The sequence below is a fragment of the Nocardia spumae genome (genome assembly GCF_020733635.1).
Lineage (GTDB): Bacteria > Actinomycetota > Actinomycetes > Mycobacteriales > Mycobacteriaceae > Nocardia > Nocardia spumae.
In genome coordinates, this window is the sequence record NZ_JAJFZL010000001.1 from 1,322,648 (window position 1) to 1,340,015 (window position 17,368).

Below are 17,368 nucleotides of genomic sequence, written 5' to 3' on the forward strand. Positions count from 1 at the left end.
TACAATCGTATTGACGGCCGTCTCATACATGCGTATGGTCGGTCCCATACGAATGTATGAAAGGGGTGGCCGCACATGTTTCGCCTGGTCGAATTGCTCGGACTCTGCGCACCGTTGCTCGGTGTGGCGATGGTGCTGTACTACCGGCGGCGGCTGGGGCGCGCCTTCGGCAGCGCGATACTCGCGGCGGTCGTGGCCGTACTCGGCACCGTGGTCGGGCTGATCACCAGCCGGGCCATGTGGTTCGGATCCGGTGGTGCGGAGGGGATAACCCATCGCATGGAATTCGGGGCCGGCGTCCGCAATCTGCTGCTGGTGTTCGCCTGGGCGCTGTTGCTCCTCGCCGCCGCGCGCCGGCCCGCACGAGGGGAGCGGGTGTGATGAGCGGCGCGCAGTGGGTCTTCGGCGCCGGGGAGCTGGCGGTGGTGGTCCTGGCGGTGGTGTCGCTGCTGGTCGGGATGCGGCTGGCCCGCGACTACCGCGTCGCGGGCTGGTCGCTGGCGGGTGCGGCAGTGGTGTGGTCGCTCGCCGAGGGGCTGCGGTTGATTCAGCTCGAGGCCGTCCTGCCCGCGCTCGAGGGCGCCGAACACGACTCGGCCCGCATGCTCGTCAACCTGCTGGGTGACACCGTCTACTTCGGACTCGGCGGAATCGGTGTGCTGCTGCTGTTCTTCGCGGCGGTGGTGGAGCGGGAGTCGCGTGGCGACGGCCGTCGTGAACCGGTGGCCGTGGCACGCCGGGTGGGCGCACAGGCCTGGCATTACTATCAGGTCCGCAATCAGCGGGAGAGGAGTCGGGGCGATGGGCGCTGAGCGAGCGGCGGGCTCGACCGTTGCCGCCGGGGGTGTGCTGGATCGCCGTCGCCAACTGCTGGACCGTCTGGCCGATGTGATCGCCGACGACGGCATCGAGGGGGTCAGTATTCGCACCCTGGCCGGTCGTGCCGGAGTGTCGATCGGCACCGTTCAGTACTACTTTTCGACGAAAAGTGAGCTGCTGCACCGTGTTTGGGAGTACGTTCGCGACGAGGCCGCGGCGCGTTTCGATGTCGCGGCGGTGGCCCGGCTGGAACCGCGGGAACGCTTGTCACGCCTCGTCGACCTGCTCATCGCGCCCGGTAGTGACGACCGGCTGGCTCGGGTGTGGTTGGCGCTGGTGGCCCGCGCGGCGCACGACCCGCGGATCGCGGAGCTCCATCGTGATCAATGGCGGCGCACCGAGGAATTGGTCACCCGGGCGCTGGTCGCGGTGAATCCGGAACGTGCGGGCGAATCCGAGGACGCGGCGGCGGAATTGCTCGCCCTGCTCGACGGTCTCACCCTCGCGGTGCTGACCGAACCCGATCGGATGCCGCCCGCCCGTGCTCGCCGGATCGCGCTCGGCTGGACCGATCGCTGGGTGGGGTAGCCGCGGCATCGACCGCGGCGCGCCCGTTCCGCACGACTCGTTCTCAGTGCACCCGCGAGGAGTCCGGTATCAACCGGCCCGCCTCCACCAGAACGCGCAACGCCGCCCGGCGGCGCGGGCATTCGTCGGTGCGGCAGCCGCGATGCATCTGCATGATCTGGTGCGCCTTCTGCGCCGTGAGATCGAGGGGTTCCATCCAACAAGTACTGAACATATCCACGGTCCGTCGCCCTCCTCGATCCCTGCCTGCCCGATCGGCCATCCCGTGCCGATGGCGGTTCGTTGAGGTTATGCCCATGGTTTCGAAGTGTGGAATGTGCCGATCGGGCCGAATATTGGTAATTTCGGACTGTGGTTGGGACCGGTACGCCGTCGGATGTGCTACCGCACGGCAGTGTCAGTGTGCGCATGATGATTGCTGTAGGGCTCGCGCACGGATTGGACGAAACGCTGTTATTGGCCGGCACCGGAATCACGCCCGCCGATCTGACGGATGAGGAGCCGCGAATTTGGCCGGAACAGGAATTCGCGGTCGCTCGCAATCTGATTCGCGCTGTCGGCGATCGGCCCGGACTCGGGGCCCAGACCGCCGCCCAGGCCACCCTCGGCAAGGCCGGTCTGGTCGGCCTGGCGGCCCTGGCCAGTGCGACGATGCGTGATGTCCTCACCATCGCGATCCGTTACCAGGATCTGGTGTCGGTCGCCGCGCGATACCACCTCGAGGATTCCGGTGGCGATGAGGTCGCCCTGGTGGCCGACGGTTCCGCGATACCCGCCGACCTGCGGGGTTTCTTCGTCGAGCGGGAGGTCGCGCTGATCTTCGTCGCGGGCCGGGCGCTGGATGTCGAGATACCCGCGGTGCGACTGGAACTCGAGCTCGACGCCGAGCGCGCCGCGGCGCTGGCCGAGTTCGCGTCGGTGGAACAGATCCTGTCCGGATGCGAGCGTACGGCGCTGGTGCTGCCACGGTCGTTCCTGGAACTGACCATGCCGCATGCCGATTCGCATACCGCCAGCCTGATCGAGCGGCAGTGCCGGGAGGCGTTGCAGCTGCTGCTGAGTGGTGGATGGAAGTTGTCGACGGCCGTGCGTGAACGCCTGCTGCGCGATCCGGGCACCGTCCCGTCGATGGCCGAAGTGGCCGCTGAGCTGCACATCAACGTCCGGACGCTGCGTCGCCAGCTGGCCGCGGAGGGTTCCAGCTTCCGTGGCCTGCTCAACACCGTGCGCGAGAGCACGGCTTCGGAACTGCTGCGCGCGGGTTCGACGGTCGAGGATGTGGCCCGGCGGCTGGGCTATGCGGAGACGGCGAATTTCACCCATGCCTTCACTCGCTGGATGGGGATGTCGCCGCGGGCATATCGGAGGTCGCTCACTCGCGATCGTTAGCGGATTGTGCCCGAGCGCGCTTTCGGATTTCCGGGAGTCTTCGATTGCGCGCCGTCGCAAGAATGTGTAACAAGGTGTTTCGGATTTCTCCGCGAGAACACGTGTGAGAATTTTGCGTTCGCAATATGGCGATCGAATGCCGGTGAATTGCGTGGTGGCATTCCTTACCTCTCGGCCGCGGCCGGAAGTGGCACCGGTCACCTGTATAGTTTCCTAGTAAAATACCTGTTAAGCTTCTGGGATGCCGCCTCGTCCCGCACTCCCCGCCCGCCTCCGCGCCGTCTCGCGGATGCTGTCGCTGCGCGGTGTGTTCCGGATGCGGCCGGTGGCCGACACCTGGTACCAGTCGGCGCTGTGTGCCGTGCTCGCCATCGGCGGACCGGAGATCGTGCTGCTGGCCACCGGGCGGGTCCAGCTGGCCTTCTACACCAGCGCCGGCGGATTGTGCGCGCTGTACGGTCACGGCCTGCCCTATGTCGCGCGCGCCCGGACACTGGCCTGGGTCGTCCTCGGGATGTTCGCCGGAACCGCCGTCGCGCTGACGACCTCCGCGCTGATCGAGTCCGCGGCGATCCGGGTGCTGGTGATCGCGGTCCTCGCCGGTCTGTACAAACTCGTATGCGATGCCTCCCGGATGGGGCCGCCCGGCAACATCATCTTCACCTTCGTGGTGTCCAGCGCCGCGTTCATCCCCCAGCGGACCGGGCAACTGCCCGGACATCTGGGCCTGATTCTGCTCGGCGGGGTCCTCGCGTGGTGTGTCTGTATGGCGCCCGCTCTCGTGCGCCCGCACGGTCCGCAACGCTTGGCGGTGGCCCGCGCGCTCGAGGCGACGGCCCGGTTGTTACGTGTGCCGTTCGGCGACGCGGCCGTACCCCGCGCCCGCCACGATGCCGCGGTCGCGGTGCAGGCCGGGTGGACCGCACTCACCCGCGTTCCGCCCACCGCGCGTACCACGGCCCAGCTCACCGCGCTGGCGGGGCTGCTGGCCCGCGCCGAAACCCTGGCCGCCACAACACGACCCGCCGGGCCGGACTATCGGCTCTATCCGTCCGACGCCCGGACCGTGGACGCCGCGGAGGTGGATGCCGCGCCGGATACATTGTCCGCCACCGAGACCGGGAGCGCGGTGGCCGGCGCCGGCGCCCTCGAGGAGTACGGCCGCATCCTGCGCCGCGGCGGCGCGGTACCGCGCGTCGACTGCGCCGCCGCGGAGGAGTCCGAGATCCGCGGTATCGGTCTGGGCCGCGCGGGTACCGTCCGGGGAGAGAGTCTGCGCCGGGTGGCACGGGCCTTCCGGCCGGTCGCACCGGGGCTACCGCTGGCCGCTCGCGTCACCATCGGCGCGGCGCTCGCGGGCTGGATCTCGTTGGCGCTGGGCGTCGATCGCCCCTACTGGGCGGTGATGACCGCGGCCGTGCTGATCGTCGTGAACACCGCGCAGTCGTGGCAGCGTACTGTGCAACGCGTGCTGGGCAATCTCGTGGGCGTCGCGCTGTTCACAGCGGTCGGGCCGTGGGTGCACAGCCCGGTGACGCTGGTGGTGATGGCGCTGATCTGTCAGGTGGTCGTTGAGGCGACCATCTCCCGGAACTACTGGGTCGCTACGGTTTTCATCACTCCGATGGCCTTGGCGATGGTCGAATTCGCCACTCCGCACCCGGCCTCCGAACTCGGGTGGGATCGCTGGCTCGATACCTGTGTGGGAGCCGTGGTCGCGGTGGTGATCTGCTTCGTGATCCCCAATCGCAGAGTCGCCGATCGGGTCGCCACGGCGCTGCGTGAACTGGATGCGGCCATCGGCCGCGCCCGCCACGCCATCGATACCGGTACCGGAGCCGGAGCGGATCGGGCCCGGCTGGCCGCCGCTCTGATCGAGGTGCGTACGTGTGCCGACACAGCGGCGGGGGAATGGTGGAGCGGTCCGCTGCCCGACGAACGTATCGTCGCCGCCGAGCGCACCGGCCATCAGTTGCTGGATCGACTCCCGGTCCGCTCGCTCGTGGCGGTGTCGTGATGTCCGCGGAGCGGCCCGAGCCGGTGCTCGCGGACGACGCGGTCGCCGAGGTGATGCGGCAGTGGTCGCGTGCGGCTCCCGAACTGGATCTGAGCCCGATCGCGGTGGTGGGCCGCATCAACCGGTGCGCGGCGCTGCTGCAGCAGGTCACCGACGCACCGCTGGGCGAGGAGGAACTGACCCGGCCGGAGTTCGACATCCTGCTGGCGCTGCGCCGGGTCGGCGGGGAACTGACCCCGAGCCGGCTGGCGCGCGAAACCTTCGCCTCGCCGGCCGCGGTCACCAAACGGCTGCGCGGGCTCGAACAGCGCGGGCTCATCGGGCGGCGGGCCGATACCCGGGACCGCCGGGTATCGCATATCGCGTTGAGCGCCGACGGCCGCACCCTGATCGATCGGCTGATGCCGCGCCAATTGGCCTACGAGGCCGGACTGCTGGCGGATCTGCCGACCGAGGATCAGCGCGAACTGGCCCGGATCCTGGCCGATGTCCTGGTGCGCTGGGAGGGGCGGTTCGGCGGCCTGCCCCGCTGACGCCCGCATCCGGTCGCGCGCTGACGCGGACCGGATGCGGGGTACCTCTGTGTATCTACCTGGTGTTCGTTTCCGACGACCTTGTCCCTCAGCTGTTTCCGACCGTCGACAGCGGGCGGATCAGCGGGACGCCGTCGGGTGCGGCCGGGATCGGAACCGCCGCGGTCTTATCGATCGCGGTGTAGTACGCGCTCTCGTAACCGGCGCCCAATTGGTCGACCGAGAACCGTTCCACCACCCGGCGTCGGCAGGCCGCCGGGTCGATCTCGTCCGCCGCGGCGATGGCCGCGGGCAATTCGGCGGGATCGTCGCAGATGATTCCGGTGACGCCGTGGTCGACCACTTCCTCGACCGCGCCACCGCGCAATGCCACCACGGGCGTACCGCAGGCCATCGCCTCGATCATGACGATGCCGAACGGCTCCTCCCACCGGATCGGGAACAACAGGCAGCGCGCCGAGGCGAGCAGCAGTCGTTTCGCGATCTGATCGGCCTCACCGAAGACGAAATCGGTGTCCCGCAGCAGCGGACGCACCGCGGATTCGAAGTAGGCCTTCTCGGGCGGCTCGTTCATCTTCGCCGCGAGCACCAGCGGGATCCCCACCTCGTGTGCGGCATGCAGGGCCAGATCCGGACCCTTGTACGGGGCGTAGCGCCCCAGGAACAGGGCGAAGTCCTGCTTGCGGGTCTGGAACGGCCATTCGGCCGGGCGCACCGTGTTGTAGACGCGGCCGACCCAGTTGAGATTCTCCGCCAGCGAGCGTTGCCGATCGCTGATGGCGACGAACTGCGCGGTATCGGTCAGCGAGCTGTAGTACTCCTGAGCTTCCCCGTCGACCGGACCGTGCACCGTGACCACGGTCGGAATGCCGAGTGCGGAATACATCGGAGCGTTCAGCGGCCCCGCGAAGGTGTGATCGTGAACGACATCGATCCGCTCGCTCTGCGCGAGTTCGGTGATGATGCGCCGAACCTTGAGCGCGTTGAGCACTTCCGGAAACGGATCGCCGAGGCGGTCGGCGAGGATGTCGTCCCATACGGGGATGAACCGTGCAGTAGTGCCGGGCCGGCCGGCGCCGAGCAACGTAACTCGGTGCCCGCGCGCGACCAATGCGTCCGCCAGTTGGGCCACCACGGCTTCGACACCGCCGTAACCTGCGGGCGGTACTTCGAAATACGGGGGTGCGACCATCACGATGTGCAGTGGTGCACCGGAGCCGTGGAGCTTGTAGATCAAGGATTCCGGGTCCAACGCGGCGTCGTCCAAGGTAACCGAGTACGCCGATTCCGCATCGTGCAGGGAGTCGTCGTACTCGCAGGGACTGGAGCCGGACGGGTCCGAGGAATCCGAGCCTGACGGGATACTGCTCATGGTACTGCCTCCTCAACGTGTGAAGCTGCAACCAAGCGTGGCGAGACCCCGGAAACCAACGGGCGTCTCTCGGGAACTTCGCTTCCCCTTCATCGGACGGGCCGGGGCGGCCCGGTGGGTGAGTTACCCAGCAGCAGACACGGTAACCCTTCGACTGTAAATTGTCCGGGAACGCCTGGTAGAACGCAAAATTTGTGGGATCAGGGCGGCTTGTGCGCACCGGTTTGCGAAACCTCGGCCATCACGGCGGGTCGCCTTGCGGTCCGCGGGCCGAGCATCGGGGACGGACGGCTGCCCGAGAGCGGCGCCGGCGGACGCGTACACGACACACATATATATAAGGCATCGATAGGTCATCAGGACTGATTCGGACAATTCGGGCATTCAAGACTAAATACCGCCGACACGCCGTCTGTATTACTTGGGATATATGAATATTTGACCGCGAATTTACTATTGCCGACATGCTGCGCCAGGTGTCCGGAATGTCCGTAATTTGGGCGTTGTTCGCAGGTCGCATGGCAGGAAATTCGGTAGCCCGGTGATGGCTGAAACCAATACGTCGGTGTGTCCACCGCAAAATTCAAGATCAAGTATATGAAGATCAAAAATGTTGCTACGCAAGAAGGTTGGTCTGTGTAAGCTGACCTCGATCACGACCTACTACGAGGTGGGATGGCGGCGATGGTGGTGTCGCAGTGAGTATCGACAAACTCCGGCTGCGCCGTGCGGGCTATATGGTAGCCGCATTCGGTGTGCTGGCTTTGGTGGTAACCGGTCCGCTGGATCGGTTGATGCTGGGTGTTTTCATCTGTATCGGTCTGGGCTTGGGATGGGCCAACGCCCAACTCACGTTGCGTTCGGTCACCAGGATCACCCGCTCGGAATCACCGAATAAGCAGATGCTGGCCATGTCCACGGCCGCGCGATTGATCATCGTCACCGTGCTGGCGATCATCGTGGCGTTCCTGACGCGCCCGAACGGGGTCGGCATCTTCTTCGGGCTCGCGTTGTTCCAGGTCATCCTCGTCTTGCATACCGTTGTGCCCGAGTGGAGAGGGCTCCGTCAGCAGTCATGAGCAGCAACATCGCGACGATGATCCTGGCCGAGGAAGAGCCGAAGATCGAAGTAGGTCACCACGCCACCGCCGAGTTGTGGGGATTGACGTTCAACGTCGACACCATCATCTCGACCGCGGTCGCCGCCGTGATCGTCATCGCTCTGGCGATATTCCTCCGCATGAAGATCACCTCCGGCGTGCCGAACGGCGTGCAGTTGTTCTTCGAGACCGTCACCGTGCAGATGCGGGGGCAGGTGGAATCGGCGATCGGAATGCGGATCGCGCCTTTCGTATTGCCGCTGGCGGTAACGCTTTTCACCTTCATCCTGCTGTCGAACTGGATATCGGTGCTGCCGGTGCAGTACGGACGCGGCGAATTCATCTTCCCGCCCGCATCCGATGTCAATTTCGTCTACGCGCTGGCATTGTTCGTGTTCGTCTTCTACCACGCCGCGGGTGTCAAACGACGTGGTCCGTTGACGCATGTGAAACAGTTGCTGAAGGGCCACACAGGCTGGGGTCCGATGGTGTTGATCAACGTCATCGAGGAGATCGCCAAACCGCTGTCGCTGTCACTGCGATTGTTCGGAAATATGTTCGCCGGCGGCGTCATGGTCGCGGTGATCGCACTGTTCCCGTACTGGATCGCGTGGGGCCCCAACGCCATTTGGAAGCTGTTCGATCTGTTCGTCGGCGCCATCCAGGCGTTCATCTTCTCGCTTTTGACCGTCCTCTACTTCAGTCAGTCCATGACGCTGGAGCACGAAAACCACTGAACGGCAGTCCCGACCGGCCCCGCCGATCGGTCAACGTTGGAGAACAGGAAGAGAATAATGGCAGCAGATCCAGCAATCGTCCAAGGTGCCCTCATCGGCGGTGGCCTCATCATGGCCGGTGGCGCCATCGGCGCGGGTATCGGTGACGGGCTCGCCGGTTCGGCACTGATCAACGGCGTCACCCGCCAGCCCGAGGCCGAGGGCCGGTTGCGCGGTAACTTCTTCCTGACCGTCGGTCTGGTCGAGGCGGCGTACTTCATCAACCTCGCATTCATGGCGTTGTTCGTATTCGCGACTCCCGGTAAGTAATCGGCGAGATGTCCGCGCGAACCGATGTGGTGGCCGATGGGAACTTCCTCATTCCCAACGGCACCTTCTTCGTCGAGCTGATCATCTTCCTGATCGTGCTCGGAGTCATCTGGTTCTTCGTCGTTCCGCCGATCCGCAAGGTGCTGACCGAACGCGAGGAGCGGGTCGAGACGACCACCGCCAACGCCAAAGAGGCGAAACAGGTGTTCGCCGAGGCCGAGGCGAAATATCAGACGGCCCTGGAACAGGCCCGTACCGAGGCGGCCGACATCCGCAACGAGGCACGGGCCGAGGGCCGGGCGATCATGGACGACCTGCGCACGCAGGCACAGGCGGAAGTGGACGGCATCGTCGCCGAATCCGCCGGTCACCTGCGCGCGGAGGCCGACCGTGTCAAGGCCGAACTGCGACTCGAGGTCGAGCCGCTGGCGCAATCGCTCGCCGATCAGGTGGTCGGTGACAGTCGGCACGCCGGTACAGCCGGGCGCAGGAGGGGACGGGAGTCGTAATGATTCATACCAACGGCGGTGTTCTGGCCGCCGGCGGATACCAGATCACCTTCGATTGGCCGGTCTTCTTCAGTCAGCTGTTCGGCTTCGTGGTCATCATCCTCATCGTCGTGAAATGGGTTGTGCCGCCGGTGAAGCGGCTGATGGCCAAGAGTCAGGACGCGATCGCCAAACAGCTCGCGGACAGCGATCACGCCGCCACACAGTTGGACGAGGCCAAGCGGTCCTACGAAAACGCCCTGACCGAAGCGCACGCCGAACTCGAGCAGATCCGCGCCGACGCGCGCGCCGATGCCGAGTACATCGTGGCGCAGATGCGGGAAGCGGCGGCCGCGGAGGTCGAGCGGGTACGACGGCAGGGCCGCGATCAGGTCGCACAGCTGCGTCGTCAGATGGTGCGCGATCTGGAAACGGATCTGGCGGCCGCGATGCTCGCGATCACCGAGGAGAAGGTGCGCGACCAGGTGAGCACCCCGCAGGCGAAGTCGGAGAGTATCGAACGGTTCCTGGAGGACCTGGAGATCCTCGCCAACTCGTCCCCGCCGATCAAGCGCCAAGCTCAACCCGGCTGGAACTGAATACCGTTCACGAGTTGTCGATGGGCCGCGGTCCATCGACAACTTGTCGTGTGGGCGCATTTCCGGACGGCGTCGCGGGTGTGAGTGCCTCGGCCAGCGCGGCGAGCGTGGGCGAACATCCGGAATCGATACATACGGTGGCCAATTCGTCGCCCCGGGTCCGGCCGCGGTTGACGATCACCACCGGCTTACCGGATTTCGCGGCGTGCCGCACGAACCGCAGACCCGACATGACGGTCAGCGACGAGCCCGCAACCAGTACCGCCTCGGCCGCGTCGACCATCGAGAAGGCCTCGCCGACTCGGTCTTTCGGCACGTTCTCGCCGAAGTAGACGATATCGGGCTTCAACATGCCGCCGCAGCGCGCACAGTCGACCATGCGGAAGCTGTCGGTCTCGCCGACCACCGCATCGGCGTCGGGCGCGACCTCGATACCCGTCGCGGTGGCCAGTTCGGCGAATCCGGGATTGGCCTCCTCCAGCCGGTCGGCGAGGGTCATCCGCGAGATCAGTTCGTCACAGGACAGGCAGCGCACCCGCGCGTAGGTGCCGTGCAGATCGATGACATGGCGATGTCCGGCCTTGGTGTGCAGCAGATCCACGTTCTGTGTGATGAGCCCGCCGACGATGCCACCGCGTTCCAGCCGGGCCAGTATCCGATGCCCCGGATTGGGCCGGGCGGCATCCATCCGCCGCCAGCCCACGTGGTTGCGCGCCCAATAGCGTTGCCGGAAGACCGGATCGCCGACGAACTGCTGATAGGTCATCGGATTGCGAGGTGGTGAATCCGGGCCACGGTAGTCGGGGATACCGCTGTCGGTGGAGATCCCCGCCCCGGTCAGCACCACGATCCGCCGCCCCGACAGCACCTCGGCCGCGCGTTCGAGCCCGGTGTCGATCGACCGGGTGGCGGTTTCGGGCATGAATCCAGGTTACGAGTCCCGCCGCGGGCATGTCGCGGCGGTCAATCCGGGATCCCGACCCGGCGGAGATCGTCGTCGTCACCGCCTGCCGAGGCCGCGGCAGTACGGTCGAGCCGGCGCGCCCGGGTTTGGCTGTAGCCGATGCCGATGACCAGTACCGCCAGCAGCGCCGCGGACGTCCCGTAGGTGCCGAAGCCGAGGCCGCCGCTGTCTCGCGGTTTCGACAGCAGATCGCCTGCGGTGGCGCCGAGCGGGCGGGTCAGGATGAACGCCGCCCAGAACAGCAGCACCCCGGAGAGACGGGTGTAGTAGTGGGCGAGCAGCAGTACCAGCATGATCGCGCCGATCAGTGCGGCACCGCCGCGATAACCGAGTCCCGAACTGTCGGACAGATAGTCGCCCAGTGAGGTACCCAGTGTGTTCGACAACAGAATCGCCGCCCAGTAGAGCATTTCGCCGCGCAGCGTATGGATATTCGCGACGTCGTAGGTCTGCCCGCTGAACCGCCAGATCACGAAGACGATCGCCAGTCCGCAGATCAGCAGGGCCGCGCCGGCGCCGTAGCCGAGTCCGCCGTCGGTGGAGGTATCGGAACCAGGGCCCCGATTGATCAGGTCCGACATGGTGGTGCCGGCCGTACTGGTCGCCGCGATCACCGTCCAGTAGAGCGCGGGGTGGAAGCGGCGGGCCCGCAACTGCGCGAGCACACTCATCACGAAGATGGCGAGGAACAGCAGGGAGGCCGCGGCGTAGCCCAGTCCCAAGGTCTGGGCCAGCAGATCGCCACCGGTTTCGCCGAGGGTGGTCGCGGCGATCTTCAGGACCCAGAACAGGGCCGTGATCTGGGGGAGTTTATAGCCGGTGCGGGCCGGTGCCAGGCTCGTCACGTCGATCCCTTCCCGGCCGCCGCCGCGCGCGACCGCATATCCGATGGACGGCGGCATTCTGCCCGTCGCTCGCTGAGATCACGCTGAGACCGATGCGAGGGGCCGGCCGCGGTGGTCGATGATGGACGGGTGAATCGGTTCCGGCAGTGGCTGCGGCCGTCGCTCTGGGGGCTGCGGATTCGGTCCGCGCTGGTCTCGGCGCTGGCGGTCGGCGTGGTCCTGGTGATCGCCGCGTGTGCGATGCTGTGGCTGCTCAACCGCTCCCTCGTCGACGAGCTCGATTCGGCCGCCGCGTCGCGCGCCACCGAGCTCGCCGGTCTGCTCGCGCCCGACCCCGGCCGGATCGCCGCGCTGCCGCGTACCGAAGACGGACGGATCGCCGCCGCCCAGGTGGTCGGCGGCGACGGCTCGCCGATCTGGGGTTTCAATGATGGGCACGGTCGGCTGGCCGACCCGCCCGCGGGGGTCGACAGGGCGGAAGGGCTGCCCGCATCCACGGGATACCGTGACGATTTCCGGGTGGCGAGCCGCCGGGTCGGCGCCTACCAGGTACTGGTCGCCGTCGACACCGAATCGGTGGAACGGGCGGTAGCGCAGGCCGGTCTGCTGCTGGCGATCGGAGCGCCGGTGGTGGTGCTGGCCGCGGCCGCGGCGACCTATCTGCTGGTCGGCCGTTCGCTGCGGTCGGTGGAGGCGATTCGGAACCGGGTCGCCCGGATCGGGGCCACGCAGCTGTCGGAGCGGGTGCCGGTACCACCACCGCGCGACGAGATCGCCCGGCTGGCCGAGACGATGAACGATATGCTCGCCCGCGTCGAGGCCGGCCACCGAGCGCAGCGCCGGTTCGTCGGGGATGCCTCGCACGAACTGCGCAGCCCGCTGGCAACCGTCACGGCCGCGCTGGAATTGGCCCGCGATCGGCCCGAGGCGCTGGACGCGGAACTGATCGACGGCACGCTGTTGCCCGAGGCGCAGCGGATGCGCCGACTGATCGAGGATCTGCTCACCCTCGCCGCCGCGGATGAGCGCGGGCTCGAATTGCACACCGGTGATGTGGATCTCGACGATCTGGCCCATGCCGCCGCGACCTCGGCCCGGTTGCGCGGTGACATCACCGTCGACACCGCGATCCGGCCGGTCCGGATGGTCGGTGATCCGGATCGGCTGGCCCGGGCGCTGCGCAATATCGTGGACAACGCTGTGGCACACGCTCGTGCACGCGTCAGGGTCGCGACCGAGGCGCCGGAGGGCCGAGCCCGGGTCGTGGTCGACGACGACGGTCCGGGAATCCCGATCGCCGATCGGGAGCGGATATTCCGGCGGTTCGTGCGATTGGAGGCCGATAGATCCCGCACCACCACCGGCGGCTCGGGCCTCGGGTTGGCCATCGTCACCGAGATCGTCGGCGCCCACGGCGGTGCGGTCCTGGTCGGCGAATCGCCCTGGGGCGGTGCTCGGTTCGTCGTCGACCTGCCGATGGCGCCATCGGAGGGTGAGCCGGGCTAGGTCGTCGCGGGATCGATCAAGCGATATCCGACACCGCGCAGGGTTTCGATGCTGTTGCGACCGAACGGCGTATCGATCTTCCGGCGCAGATAGCCGATGTACACCTCGACCACGTTCTCCGGACCGTCGTAGTGGGCATCCCACACATTGCGCAGGATCTCGGTCTTGGTCAGGGCGACCCCCTGGTGTCGCAGCAGATATTCCAGCAGTCCGAATTCCCTGGGGGTCAGCGACAATTCGATATCCGCGCGATGAACCGAGCGGCGGCGCCGGTCCAGCCGGAGATCGCCGGAAGTCAGGATATCCGGCTGCTGCGGATTCCGGCGGCGGAGCAGCGCGCGCAACCGCGCGTTGAGCACCACGAAGGAGAACGGCTTGGTGAGATAGTCGTCTGCGCCGAGGTCCAGCGCGTCGACCTGATCGTAATCGCCGTCCTTCGCGGTCAGCATCAGAACCGGCGTGGTGATGTCGCGTGCGCGCAGCCGCCGCAGCACTTCGTAGCCGCTGAGCTCGGGCAGCATGATGTCGAGGACGATCACGTCGAATTCGTCCTCGGTGGCCCACCACAGCCCGTCGGTGCCGGTGTGGGCCTGCTGTACGACGAAACCTTCCAGTTCCAGGCCGCGCCGCAGGGTGGCGGACAGCCGGGGCTCGTCTTCGACCACCAGCACACGCATCCTCACAGCATGCCCGGTGCGGCGCGTGGCCCCGGCGCGCGGGGTGGCACGCCCGACACGCTCTCGCGGTCCGGGCATCCTCAGCGTCCGCACAGCCGTGATCGGGCATGGTCTCCGATATGACGCTGATCGCCGAGGACTTGCTCTGGCTGCTGCACGAGGATCGCGAGGGTGTGCCGACGGTCGACCGGACGGCGCTGTCGGCCGTGCTGGCCGCCGCTGTGATACTGGAGTCGCCCGAGGGTGCCCCCGTCCCTGTCGCACCGGGTGTGGTTGCGCCACAGGTGCTCTCGATGCGATCGATGCGCACGGCGGCCAGATGTGAGGGGATGCTGCGTCGTGATCTGTTCACTCGATTGGACCGTTCGGGCCGGGTGTCACCGATCAGGTTCCGGCGCTTCGGCATCGTGCCCGCAGTTCGCCGGCCGACCGTCGATATCGAGCGCAAGGACGCGCTGCGCACCGCGTTGCACCGGGTCCTGCTGGACTCGCATCCGGAATCGGATCGCATCGGTGCGCTGATCGCACTGTTGCACGCGGTGTCCGCACTCCCGGGCCTGTGCCGCGGCTGGTCCGCCGACAGTATCGAGCGCAGCGCCGACGAGTGGTTGCGGGGCCGGGCGCGATTCGATCGGATGGCGGCCACGGTGCGGGCGGCGGTGTGTGATCGGCGGGCGGCCGCCTTCGCCTGCGCCGATCGAATGCGGTAGCGCTACAGCCGATTTCCGGATTCGACCACCCAGATGCCGCCGTTGTCGCGCCGCGCCGGCTGGGCCAGCCGCAGGGCGACGCGCCGGCCGTCCGGCCCGGTGACGAAGGCGACATCGTGGCGGCCGTAGGTGATGGTGGCCTGCGACCAGCCGAATCGGCCGGAGACGAAGGATCGCACCACCGAGTCCTCGTCCAGCCGCCACGGCTGATGCCCGGCATCGACGGATTGCTGCAGCTTGTCCGCCGCGCCGCCGCTGATACCTTCGCCGGGGAACGCCGAGTCCGGTACGGCGATCGCGATCGATGCTGTGGCGGAGGTGATCTCGCCGGTGACCGATTCGGGAGTCACTCGGCGGGGGACCGTGTGCGGACCCTCCGAGGCCGGTGAATTCGACGAACAGGCCGCCGCGAACACCAGGCCCGCCGCGAGCACCGCGACGCGGTATGGCCGCCGCGGTGCGTGCACGTCCCGGACGAGACGGTGGGTCGAGATGTCATGGTCGCTGCGGCGCGGGACCGAGTGCATGGGGTCCTCCTGACACGGTAGGTGCCGTCATCGATTGATCCATGTTCGACCGCGACGCGTTACCCCGCTCAGGACGCCTGTCGCGGATCGAGACCGCGATGTGACGCGGCACATCCGGAAGCCGGTCGGTGACGCCGTGGATTCGGGTGCGCCGGAATGCGTCTCGCTCAGCGAGACGGATGTTCCGCCACACCCGGGTCCCGGGGCGCGGTGGGCGGTGCCGGGTCCGGCCAGGAAGGTGGTGATCGCCGCGGTGACGGTATCGGGATCCTCGACCATCGGCAGATGTCCGCAATCGTCGAGGACGAGCCGGGTTCGGGGGCGCAGGGTCTCGTCGAGTCGCGCGCCCGCGCGGGCGGACAGGATGCGGTTGCGCCGGCCCCAGACGGTGCAGATCGGCGGAAACTCGGGACCGGGTTCGAATTCGTCGAGTGCGGCGAAGGCGGGAAAGTCCTGGACCAGCCGGTCGAGGGCGAAAAGCCGGCCACGGTCCCGCCAATACGCTTGCAGCCGTGGCGAATTCTGGAGCTTGCGGCGTCGTCCGCGCGGTCCGAGCTGATTGGTCACGATCATCGACACCACCGGCCCGGGCAGTGCGAGCCGGCGGGCCAGCGGGGCCAGTGATACGAACCGGTCGAACCACATGAGCGGGGCCTGATCGCCGCGGCGCACGGTATTCCAGGTCAGCGGGTTGACCAGGATCAGACCACGCACCCGGGCCGGGTCGCCCATGGCATAGCTCAGCGAGGTCGCACTGCCCAGGCAGTTGCCGATCAGTGCCACCTCGTCGAGCCGGTGCGCGTCCAGGAATCCCCCGAGCATCTCCACGTAATCGGCGAGGCGGTAACCGCGCGGCTGCTCGGATTCCCCGTAGCCGGGCAGATCCAGGGCGAAGACCTCATGATCGCGCCGCAGCACCTCGAACTGATCGTCCCAGATCCGCCGCTGCGCACCGGCGTTGTGTAGCAGCACGACCGGATCGCCTCGGCCACCGCGGTCGTAGACGACCGCCCGTTCCCGGTGCAGGTATTCGACCATGCCAGCTCCTCGGATTCTGCGAACATCGATGTTCGCCGATGGGGACAAGGTACCGCATCCATCCGTGGGGGGATCCGGATCAGCGCGCCAACTGCAGAGCCAGGGTGGCCGCCGCCGGAATCAGGTACAGGACCGGGAAGACGGTTGTCGAGTAGGAGTGGGCGCGGATGGTGGTCGCGGCCGCGCCGAGGAAGTACAGAATCAGTCCGATCGCGGCCGCGATACCGATCGGCGGTACGAAGAACCCGGCGATCAGTCCCAGTGCCCCAGCGGATTTGGCCAGTGCCAGCGGATTCCACCAGCTGCGCGGGACCCCGTAGGTCCGCAACGGCTCGACGACGAAGTCGCTCTTGTTGAACAGCGAATAGCCCGAGAATCCGATCCACAGCGCGGCGAGGGCCCCGACGATGTAGTACGCGATGTTCATGGCAGTGGTCCTTTCGTGCACCCCGGTGTATGTGTTCGTCAGGGTGACGACGCCGGGCATCGAGGTGTGACATCCCCGGTGCCCGGCTCGGATCAGCGCCGCTGCAGGGTGAGGCCCGCCATCGGATAGGGGGCGGCGATGGGGGTGTTCGGGATACTGATCGTCCCGATCCACGACCCCTGACGGGGATCGATATCCCGCAGGTCCATGCCGATCGGTCCGCGGTCGAACGCGACCGTCGTCTCGTCCGGCCCCACCGGGCTCTGCCGTCCGGTCATCGACCAGGTGGGGCAGATCAGGGCCACGGTCACCCGGTCGACGAAGACCTGCAGATCGCAGTTCTCCAGCGGCGATCCGAGCACATTGGAAGGGTGTCGGACGATGTGGTAGGTCCCGCTCGGAATCACGCCGTCGCGAGGGAATTCCGGATCGTCGGCCAGGGCGGTGGCGGGCAGGGCGCAGACGGCGGCGGCGAGTGCGGCACCGGCTGCGGTACGGCGAATATTCACTGATCGAGCTCCCATCGGTTGATCGTTCGAGTTCAGCCGTATGCCGAGAGTCTTCGGCAAACCGGGTCGATCTGCGGGGGAGTGGTCCCCGTGCGCGTGCACGAACGTACCGTGCGCTGCCGAGGTCGCGATGGAAATGCTATTCTCACACACGAGAATAAAACGCTCGCAACCGCAGAGGTTCATTGCCGACGTGGGAGTGGCGCCGCATACG

Annotated in this window: 22 protein-coding genes; 13 read left to right on the top strand and 9 right to left on the bottom strand. The window is 67.0% G+C overall.

Going from position 1 to position 17,368, the window contains the following annotated elements; translation table 11 throughout:
• The first annotated feature begins 75 nt into the window (after nucleotides 1–75).
• Genes LKD76_RS05060 through LKD76_RS05070 form a run of 3 tightly spaced genes read left to right on the top strand, consistent with a single transcriptional unit; the run spans nucleotide 76 to nucleotide 1,407 of the window.
• Nucleotides 76–381 (top strand): hypothetical protein, encoded by a 306-nt coding sequence (locus LKD76_RS05060; protein WP_227979790.1) that lies wholly within the window; start codon nucleotides 76–78, stop codon nucleotides 379–381.
• Complete coding sequence (locus tag LKD76_RS05065) at nucleotides 381–812, top strand: hypothetical protein (RefSeq protein WP_227979791.1); 432 nt, start codon at nucleotides 381–383, stop codon at nucleotides 810–812. Before LKD76_RS05060 ends, LKD76_RS05065 begins: the two co-directional genes overlap by 1 nt.
• Complete coding sequence (locus LKD76_RS05070; protein ID WP_227979792.1) at nucleotides 802–1,407, top strand: TetR/AcrR family transcriptional regulator; 606 nt, start codon at nucleotides 802–804, stop codon at nucleotides 1,405–1,407. The genes LKD76_RS05065 and LKD76_RS05070 overlap by 11 nt, the downstream gene beginning before the upstream one ends.
• Nucleotides 1,408–1,450: 43 nt before the next feature.
• Here the strand turns inward: LKD76_RS05070 and LKD76_RS05075 are convergent, their stop codons facing one another.
• On the bottom strand, nucleotides 1,451–1,603 hold the full coding sequence (locus tag LKD76_RS05075) for a hypothetical protein (RefSeq protein ID WP_227979793.1): 153 nt from the start codon (nucleotides 1,601–1,603) through the stop codon (nucleotides 1,451–1,453).
• A gap of 212 nt (nucleotides 1,604–1,815) precedes the next feature.
• Between LKD76_RS05075 and LKD76_RS05080 the strand changes: the two genes are divergently transcribed.
• The 3 genes from LKD76_RS05080 (at nucleotide 1,816) to LKD76_RS05090 (ending at nucleotide 5,346) form a co-directional block, all read left to right on the top strand.
• On the top strand, nucleotides 1,816–2,796 hold the full coding sequence (locus LKD76_RS05080; RefSeq protein WP_227979794.1) for an AraC family transcriptional regulator: 981 nt from the start codon (nucleotides 1,816–1,818) through the stop codon (nucleotides 2,794–2,796).
• Nucleotides 2,797–3,037: 241 nt separating this feature from the next.
• Complete coding sequence (locus LKD76_RS05085) at nucleotides 3,038–4,813, top strand: FUSC family protein (RefSeq protein ID WP_227979795.1); 1,776 nt, start codon at nucleotides 3,038–3,040, stop codon at nucleotides 4,811–4,813.
• Nucleotides 4,813–5,346 carry a MarR family winged helix-turn-helix transcriptional regulator gene (locus LKD76_RS05090; RefSeq protein WP_227979796.1) on the top strand — a complete coding sequence of 178 codons (534 nt, stop codon included), beginning with the start codon at nucleotides 4,813–4,815 and terminating at the stop codon, nucleotides 5,344–5,346. Before LKD76_RS05085 ends, LKD76_RS05090 begins: the two co-directional genes overlap by 1 nt.
• A gap of 88 nt (nucleotides 5,347–5,434) precedes the next feature.
• Here LKD76_RS05090 and LKD76_RS05095 read toward each other — a convergent pair whose 3' ends face one another.
• On the bottom strand, nucleotides 5,435–6,538 hold the full coding sequence (locus LKD76_RS05095; RefSeq protein WP_227985098.1) for a glycosyltransferase family 4 protein: 1,104 nt from the start codon (nucleotides 6,536–6,538) through the stop codon (nucleotides 5,435–5,437).
• Between the two features lie 878 nt (nucleotides 6,539–7,416).
• Here LKD76_RS05095 and LKD76_RS05100 point away from each other — a divergent pair.
• Genes LKD76_RS05100 through LKD76_RS05120 form a run of 5 tightly spaced genes read left to right on the top strand, consistent with a single transcriptional unit; the run spans nucleotide 7,417 to nucleotide 9,951 of the window.
• Nucleotides 7,417–7,797, top strand: a complete 381-nt coding sequence (locus tag LKD76_RS05100; RefSeq protein WP_227979797.1) for a hypothetical protein — start codon at nucleotides 7,417–7,419, stop codon at nucleotides 7,795–7,797.
• Nucleotides 7,794–8,555: a F0F1 ATP synthase subunit A gene (gene atpB, locus LKD76_RS05105; RefSeq protein ID WP_227979798.1), complete on the top strand. Its 762-nt coding sequence runs from the start codon at nucleotides 7,794–7,796 to the stop codon at nucleotides 8,553–8,555. The genes LKD76_RS05100 and atpB overlap by 4 nt, the downstream gene beginning before the upstream one ends.
• 57 nt (nucleotides 8,556–8,612) lie before the next feature.
• Nucleotides 8,613–8,864, top strand: coding sequence for a F0F1 ATP synthase subunit C (locus LKD76_RS05110; RefSeq protein WP_025352811.1), 252 nt, complete (start codon nucleotides 8,613–8,615; stop codon nucleotides 8,862–8,864).
• An 8-nt stretch (nucleotides 8,865–8,872) separates the two neighbouring features.
• Nucleotides 8,873–9,373, top strand: a complete 501-nt coding sequence (locus LKD76_RS05115) for a F0F1 ATP synthase subunit B (protein ID WP_227979799.1) — start codon at nucleotides 8,873–8,875, stop codon at nucleotides 9,371–9,373.
• Nucleotides 9,373–9,951: a F0F1 ATP synthase subunit B family protein gene (locus LKD76_RS05120; protein ID WP_227979800.1), complete on the top strand. Its 579-nt coding sequence runs from the start codon at nucleotides 9,373–9,375 to the stop codon at nucleotides 9,949–9,951. Before LKD76_RS05115 ends, LKD76_RS05120 begins: the two co-directional genes overlap by 1 nt.
• A 7-nt stretch (nucleotides 9,952–9,958) precedes the next feature.
• Here LKD76_RS05120 and LKD76_RS05125 read toward each other — a convergent pair whose 3' ends face one another.
• Nucleotides 9,959–10,873, bottom strand: coding sequence for an NAD-dependent protein deacetylase (locus tag LKD76_RS05125; protein ID WP_227979801.1), 915 nt, complete (start codon nucleotides 10,871–10,873; stop codon nucleotides 9,959–9,961).
• Nucleotides 10,874–10,914: 41 nt separating this feature from the next.
• Entirely contained in the window at nucleotides 10,915–11,751 is an 837-nt protein-coding gene (locus LKD76_RS05130) for a COG4705 family protein (RefSeq protein WP_227985099.1), read from the bottom strand.
• 138 nt (nucleotides 11,752–11,889) lie between these two features.
• On the opposite strand from LKD76_RS05130, the gene LKD76_RS05135 reads away from it, so the two are divergent.
• Nucleotides 11,890–13,266 carry a sensor histidine kinase gene (locus LKD76_RS05135; RefSeq protein WP_227979802.1) on the top strand — a complete coding sequence of 459 codons (1,377 nt, stop codon included), beginning with the start codon at nucleotides 11,890–11,892 and terminating at the stop codon, nucleotides 13,264–13,266.
• Here LKD76_RS05135 and LKD76_RS05140 read toward each other — a convergent pair.
• Nucleotides 13,263–13,943, bottom strand: a complete 681-nt coding sequence (locus tag LKD76_RS05140; protein WP_227979803.1) for a response regulator transcription factor — start codon at nucleotides 13,941–13,943, stop codon at nucleotides 13,263–13,265. The genes LKD76_RS05135 and LKD76_RS05140 overlap by 4 nt on opposite strands.
• A gap of 119 nt (nucleotides 13,944–14,062) precedes the next feature.
• Between LKD76_RS05140 and LKD76_RS05145 the strand changes: the two genes are divergently transcribed.
• On the top strand, nucleotides 14,063–14,653 hold the full coding sequence (locus LKD76_RS05145; RefSeq protein ID WP_227979804.1) for a GPP34 family phosphoprotein: 591 nt from the start codon (nucleotides 14,063–14,065) through the stop codon (nucleotides 14,651–14,653).
• A gap of 2 nt (nucleotides 14,654–14,655) precedes the next feature.
• On the opposite strand, the gene LKD76_RS05150 is transcribed toward LKD76_RS05145, so the two are convergent.
• From LKD76_RS05150 to LKD76_RS05165, 4 genes are all read right to left on the bottom strand, one after another.
• Nucleotides 14,656–15,180 carry an acyl transferase gene (locus tag LKD76_RS05150; RefSeq protein ID WP_227979805.1) on the bottom strand — a complete coding sequence of 175 codons (525 nt, stop codon included), beginning with the start codon at nucleotides 15,178–15,180 and terminating at the stop codon, nucleotides 14,656–14,658.
• 27 nt (nucleotides 15,181–15,207) lie between these two features.
• Nucleotides 15,208–16,218 (bottom strand): alpha/beta fold hydrolase, encoded by a 1,011-nt coding sequence (locus LKD76_RS05155; RefSeq protein ID WP_227979806.1) that lies wholly within the window; start codon nucleotides 16,216–16,218, stop codon nucleotides 15,208–15,210.
• A 79-nt stretch (nucleotides 16,219–16,297) separates the two neighbouring features.
• Nucleotides 16,298–16,645: a DoxX family protein gene (locus LKD76_RS05160; protein ID WP_227979807.1), complete on the bottom strand. Its 348-nt coding sequence runs from the start codon at nucleotides 16,643–16,645 to the stop codon at nucleotides 16,298–16,300.
• 92 nt (nucleotides 16,646–16,737) lie between these two features.
• Nucleotides 16,738–17,169 carry a hypothetical protein gene (locus LKD76_RS05165; protein WP_227979808.1) on the bottom strand — a complete coding sequence of 144 codons (432 nt, stop codon included), beginning with the start codon at nucleotides 17,167–17,169 and terminating at the stop codon, nucleotides 16,738–16,740.
• Nucleotides 17,170–17,368: the final 199 nt, after the last annotated feature.

Bases quoted from the DNA above. Each gene is read 5' to 3' on its own strand.
- LKD76_RS05145 (WP_227979804.1), top strand. From the start codon at position 14,063: ATGACGCTGATCGCCGAGGACTTGCTCTGGCTGCTGCACGAGGATCGC.
- LKD76_RS05095 (WP_227985098.1), bottom strand. From the start codon at position 6,538: ATGGTCGCACCCCCGTATTTCGAAGTACCGCCCGCAGGTTACGGCGGT.
- LKD76_RS05090 (WP_227979796.1), top strand. From the start codon at position 4,813: ATGTCCGCGGAGCGGCCCGAGCCGGTGCTCGCGGACGACGCGGTCGCC.
- LKD76_RS05150 (WP_227979805.1), bottom strand. From the start codon at position 15,180: ATGCACTCGGTCCCGCGCCGCAGCGACCATGACATCTCGACCCACCGT.
- LKD76_RS05060 (WP_227979790.1), top strand. From the start codon at position 76: ATGTTTCGCCTGGTCGAATTGCTCGGACTCTGCGCACCGTTGCTCGGT.
- atpB (WP_227979798.1), top strand. From the start codon at position 7,794: ATGAGCAGCAACATCGCGACGATGATCCTGGCCGAGGAAGAGCCGAAG.
- LKD76_RS05110 (WP_025352811.1), top strand. From the start codon at position 8,613: ATGGCAGCAGATCCAGCAATCGTCCAAGGTGCCCTCATCGGCGGTGGC.
- LKD76_RS05065 (WP_227979791.1), top strand. From the start codon at position 381: ATGAGCGGCGCGCAGTGGGTCTTCGGCGCCGGGGAGCTGGCGGTGGTG.
- LKD76_RS05125 (WP_227979801.1), bottom strand. From the start codon at position 10,873: ATGCCCGAAACCGCCACCCGGTCGATCGACACCGGGCTCGAACGCGCG.
- LKD76_RS05075 (WP_227979793.1), bottom strand. From the start codon at position 1,603: ATGGAACCCCTCGATCTCACGGCGCAGAAGGCGCACCAGATCATGCAG.
- LKD76_RS05155 (WP_227979806.1), bottom strand. From the start codon at position 16,218: ATGGTCGAATACCTGCACCGGGAACGGGCGGTCGTCTACGACCGCGGT.
- LKD76_RS05115 (WP_227979799.1), top strand. From the start codon at position 8,873: ATGTCCGCGCGAACCGATGTGGTGGCCGATGGGAACTTCCTCATTCCC.
- LKD76_RS05070 (WP_227979792.1), top strand. From the start codon at position 802: ATGGGCGCTGAGCGAGCGGCGGGCTCGACCGTTGCCGCCGGGGGTGTG.
- LKD76_RS05080 (WP_227979794.1), top strand. From the start codon at position 1,816: ATGATGATTGCTGTAGGGCTCGCGCACGGATTGGACGAAACGCTGTTA.
- LKD76_RS05140 (WP_227979803.1), bottom strand. From the start codon at position 13,943: ATGCGTGTGCTGGTGGTCGAAGACGAGCCCCGGCTGTCCGCCACCCTG.
- LKD76_RS05160 (WP_227979807.1), bottom strand. From the start codon at position 16,645: ATGAACATCGCGTACTACATCGTCGGGGCCCTCGCCGCGCTGTGGATC.
- LKD76_RS05085 (WP_227979795.1), top strand. From the start codon at position 3,038: ATGCCGCCTCGTCCCGCACTCCCCGCCCGCCTCCGCGCCGTCTCGCGG.
- LKD76_RS05165 (WP_227979808.1), bottom strand. From the start codon at position 17,169: ATGGGAGCTCGATCAGTGAATATTCGCCGTACCGCAGCCGGTGCCGCA.
- LKD76_RS05120 (WP_227979800.1), top strand. From the start codon at position 9,373: ATGATTCATACCAACGGCGGTGTTCTGGCCGCCGGCGGATACCAGATC.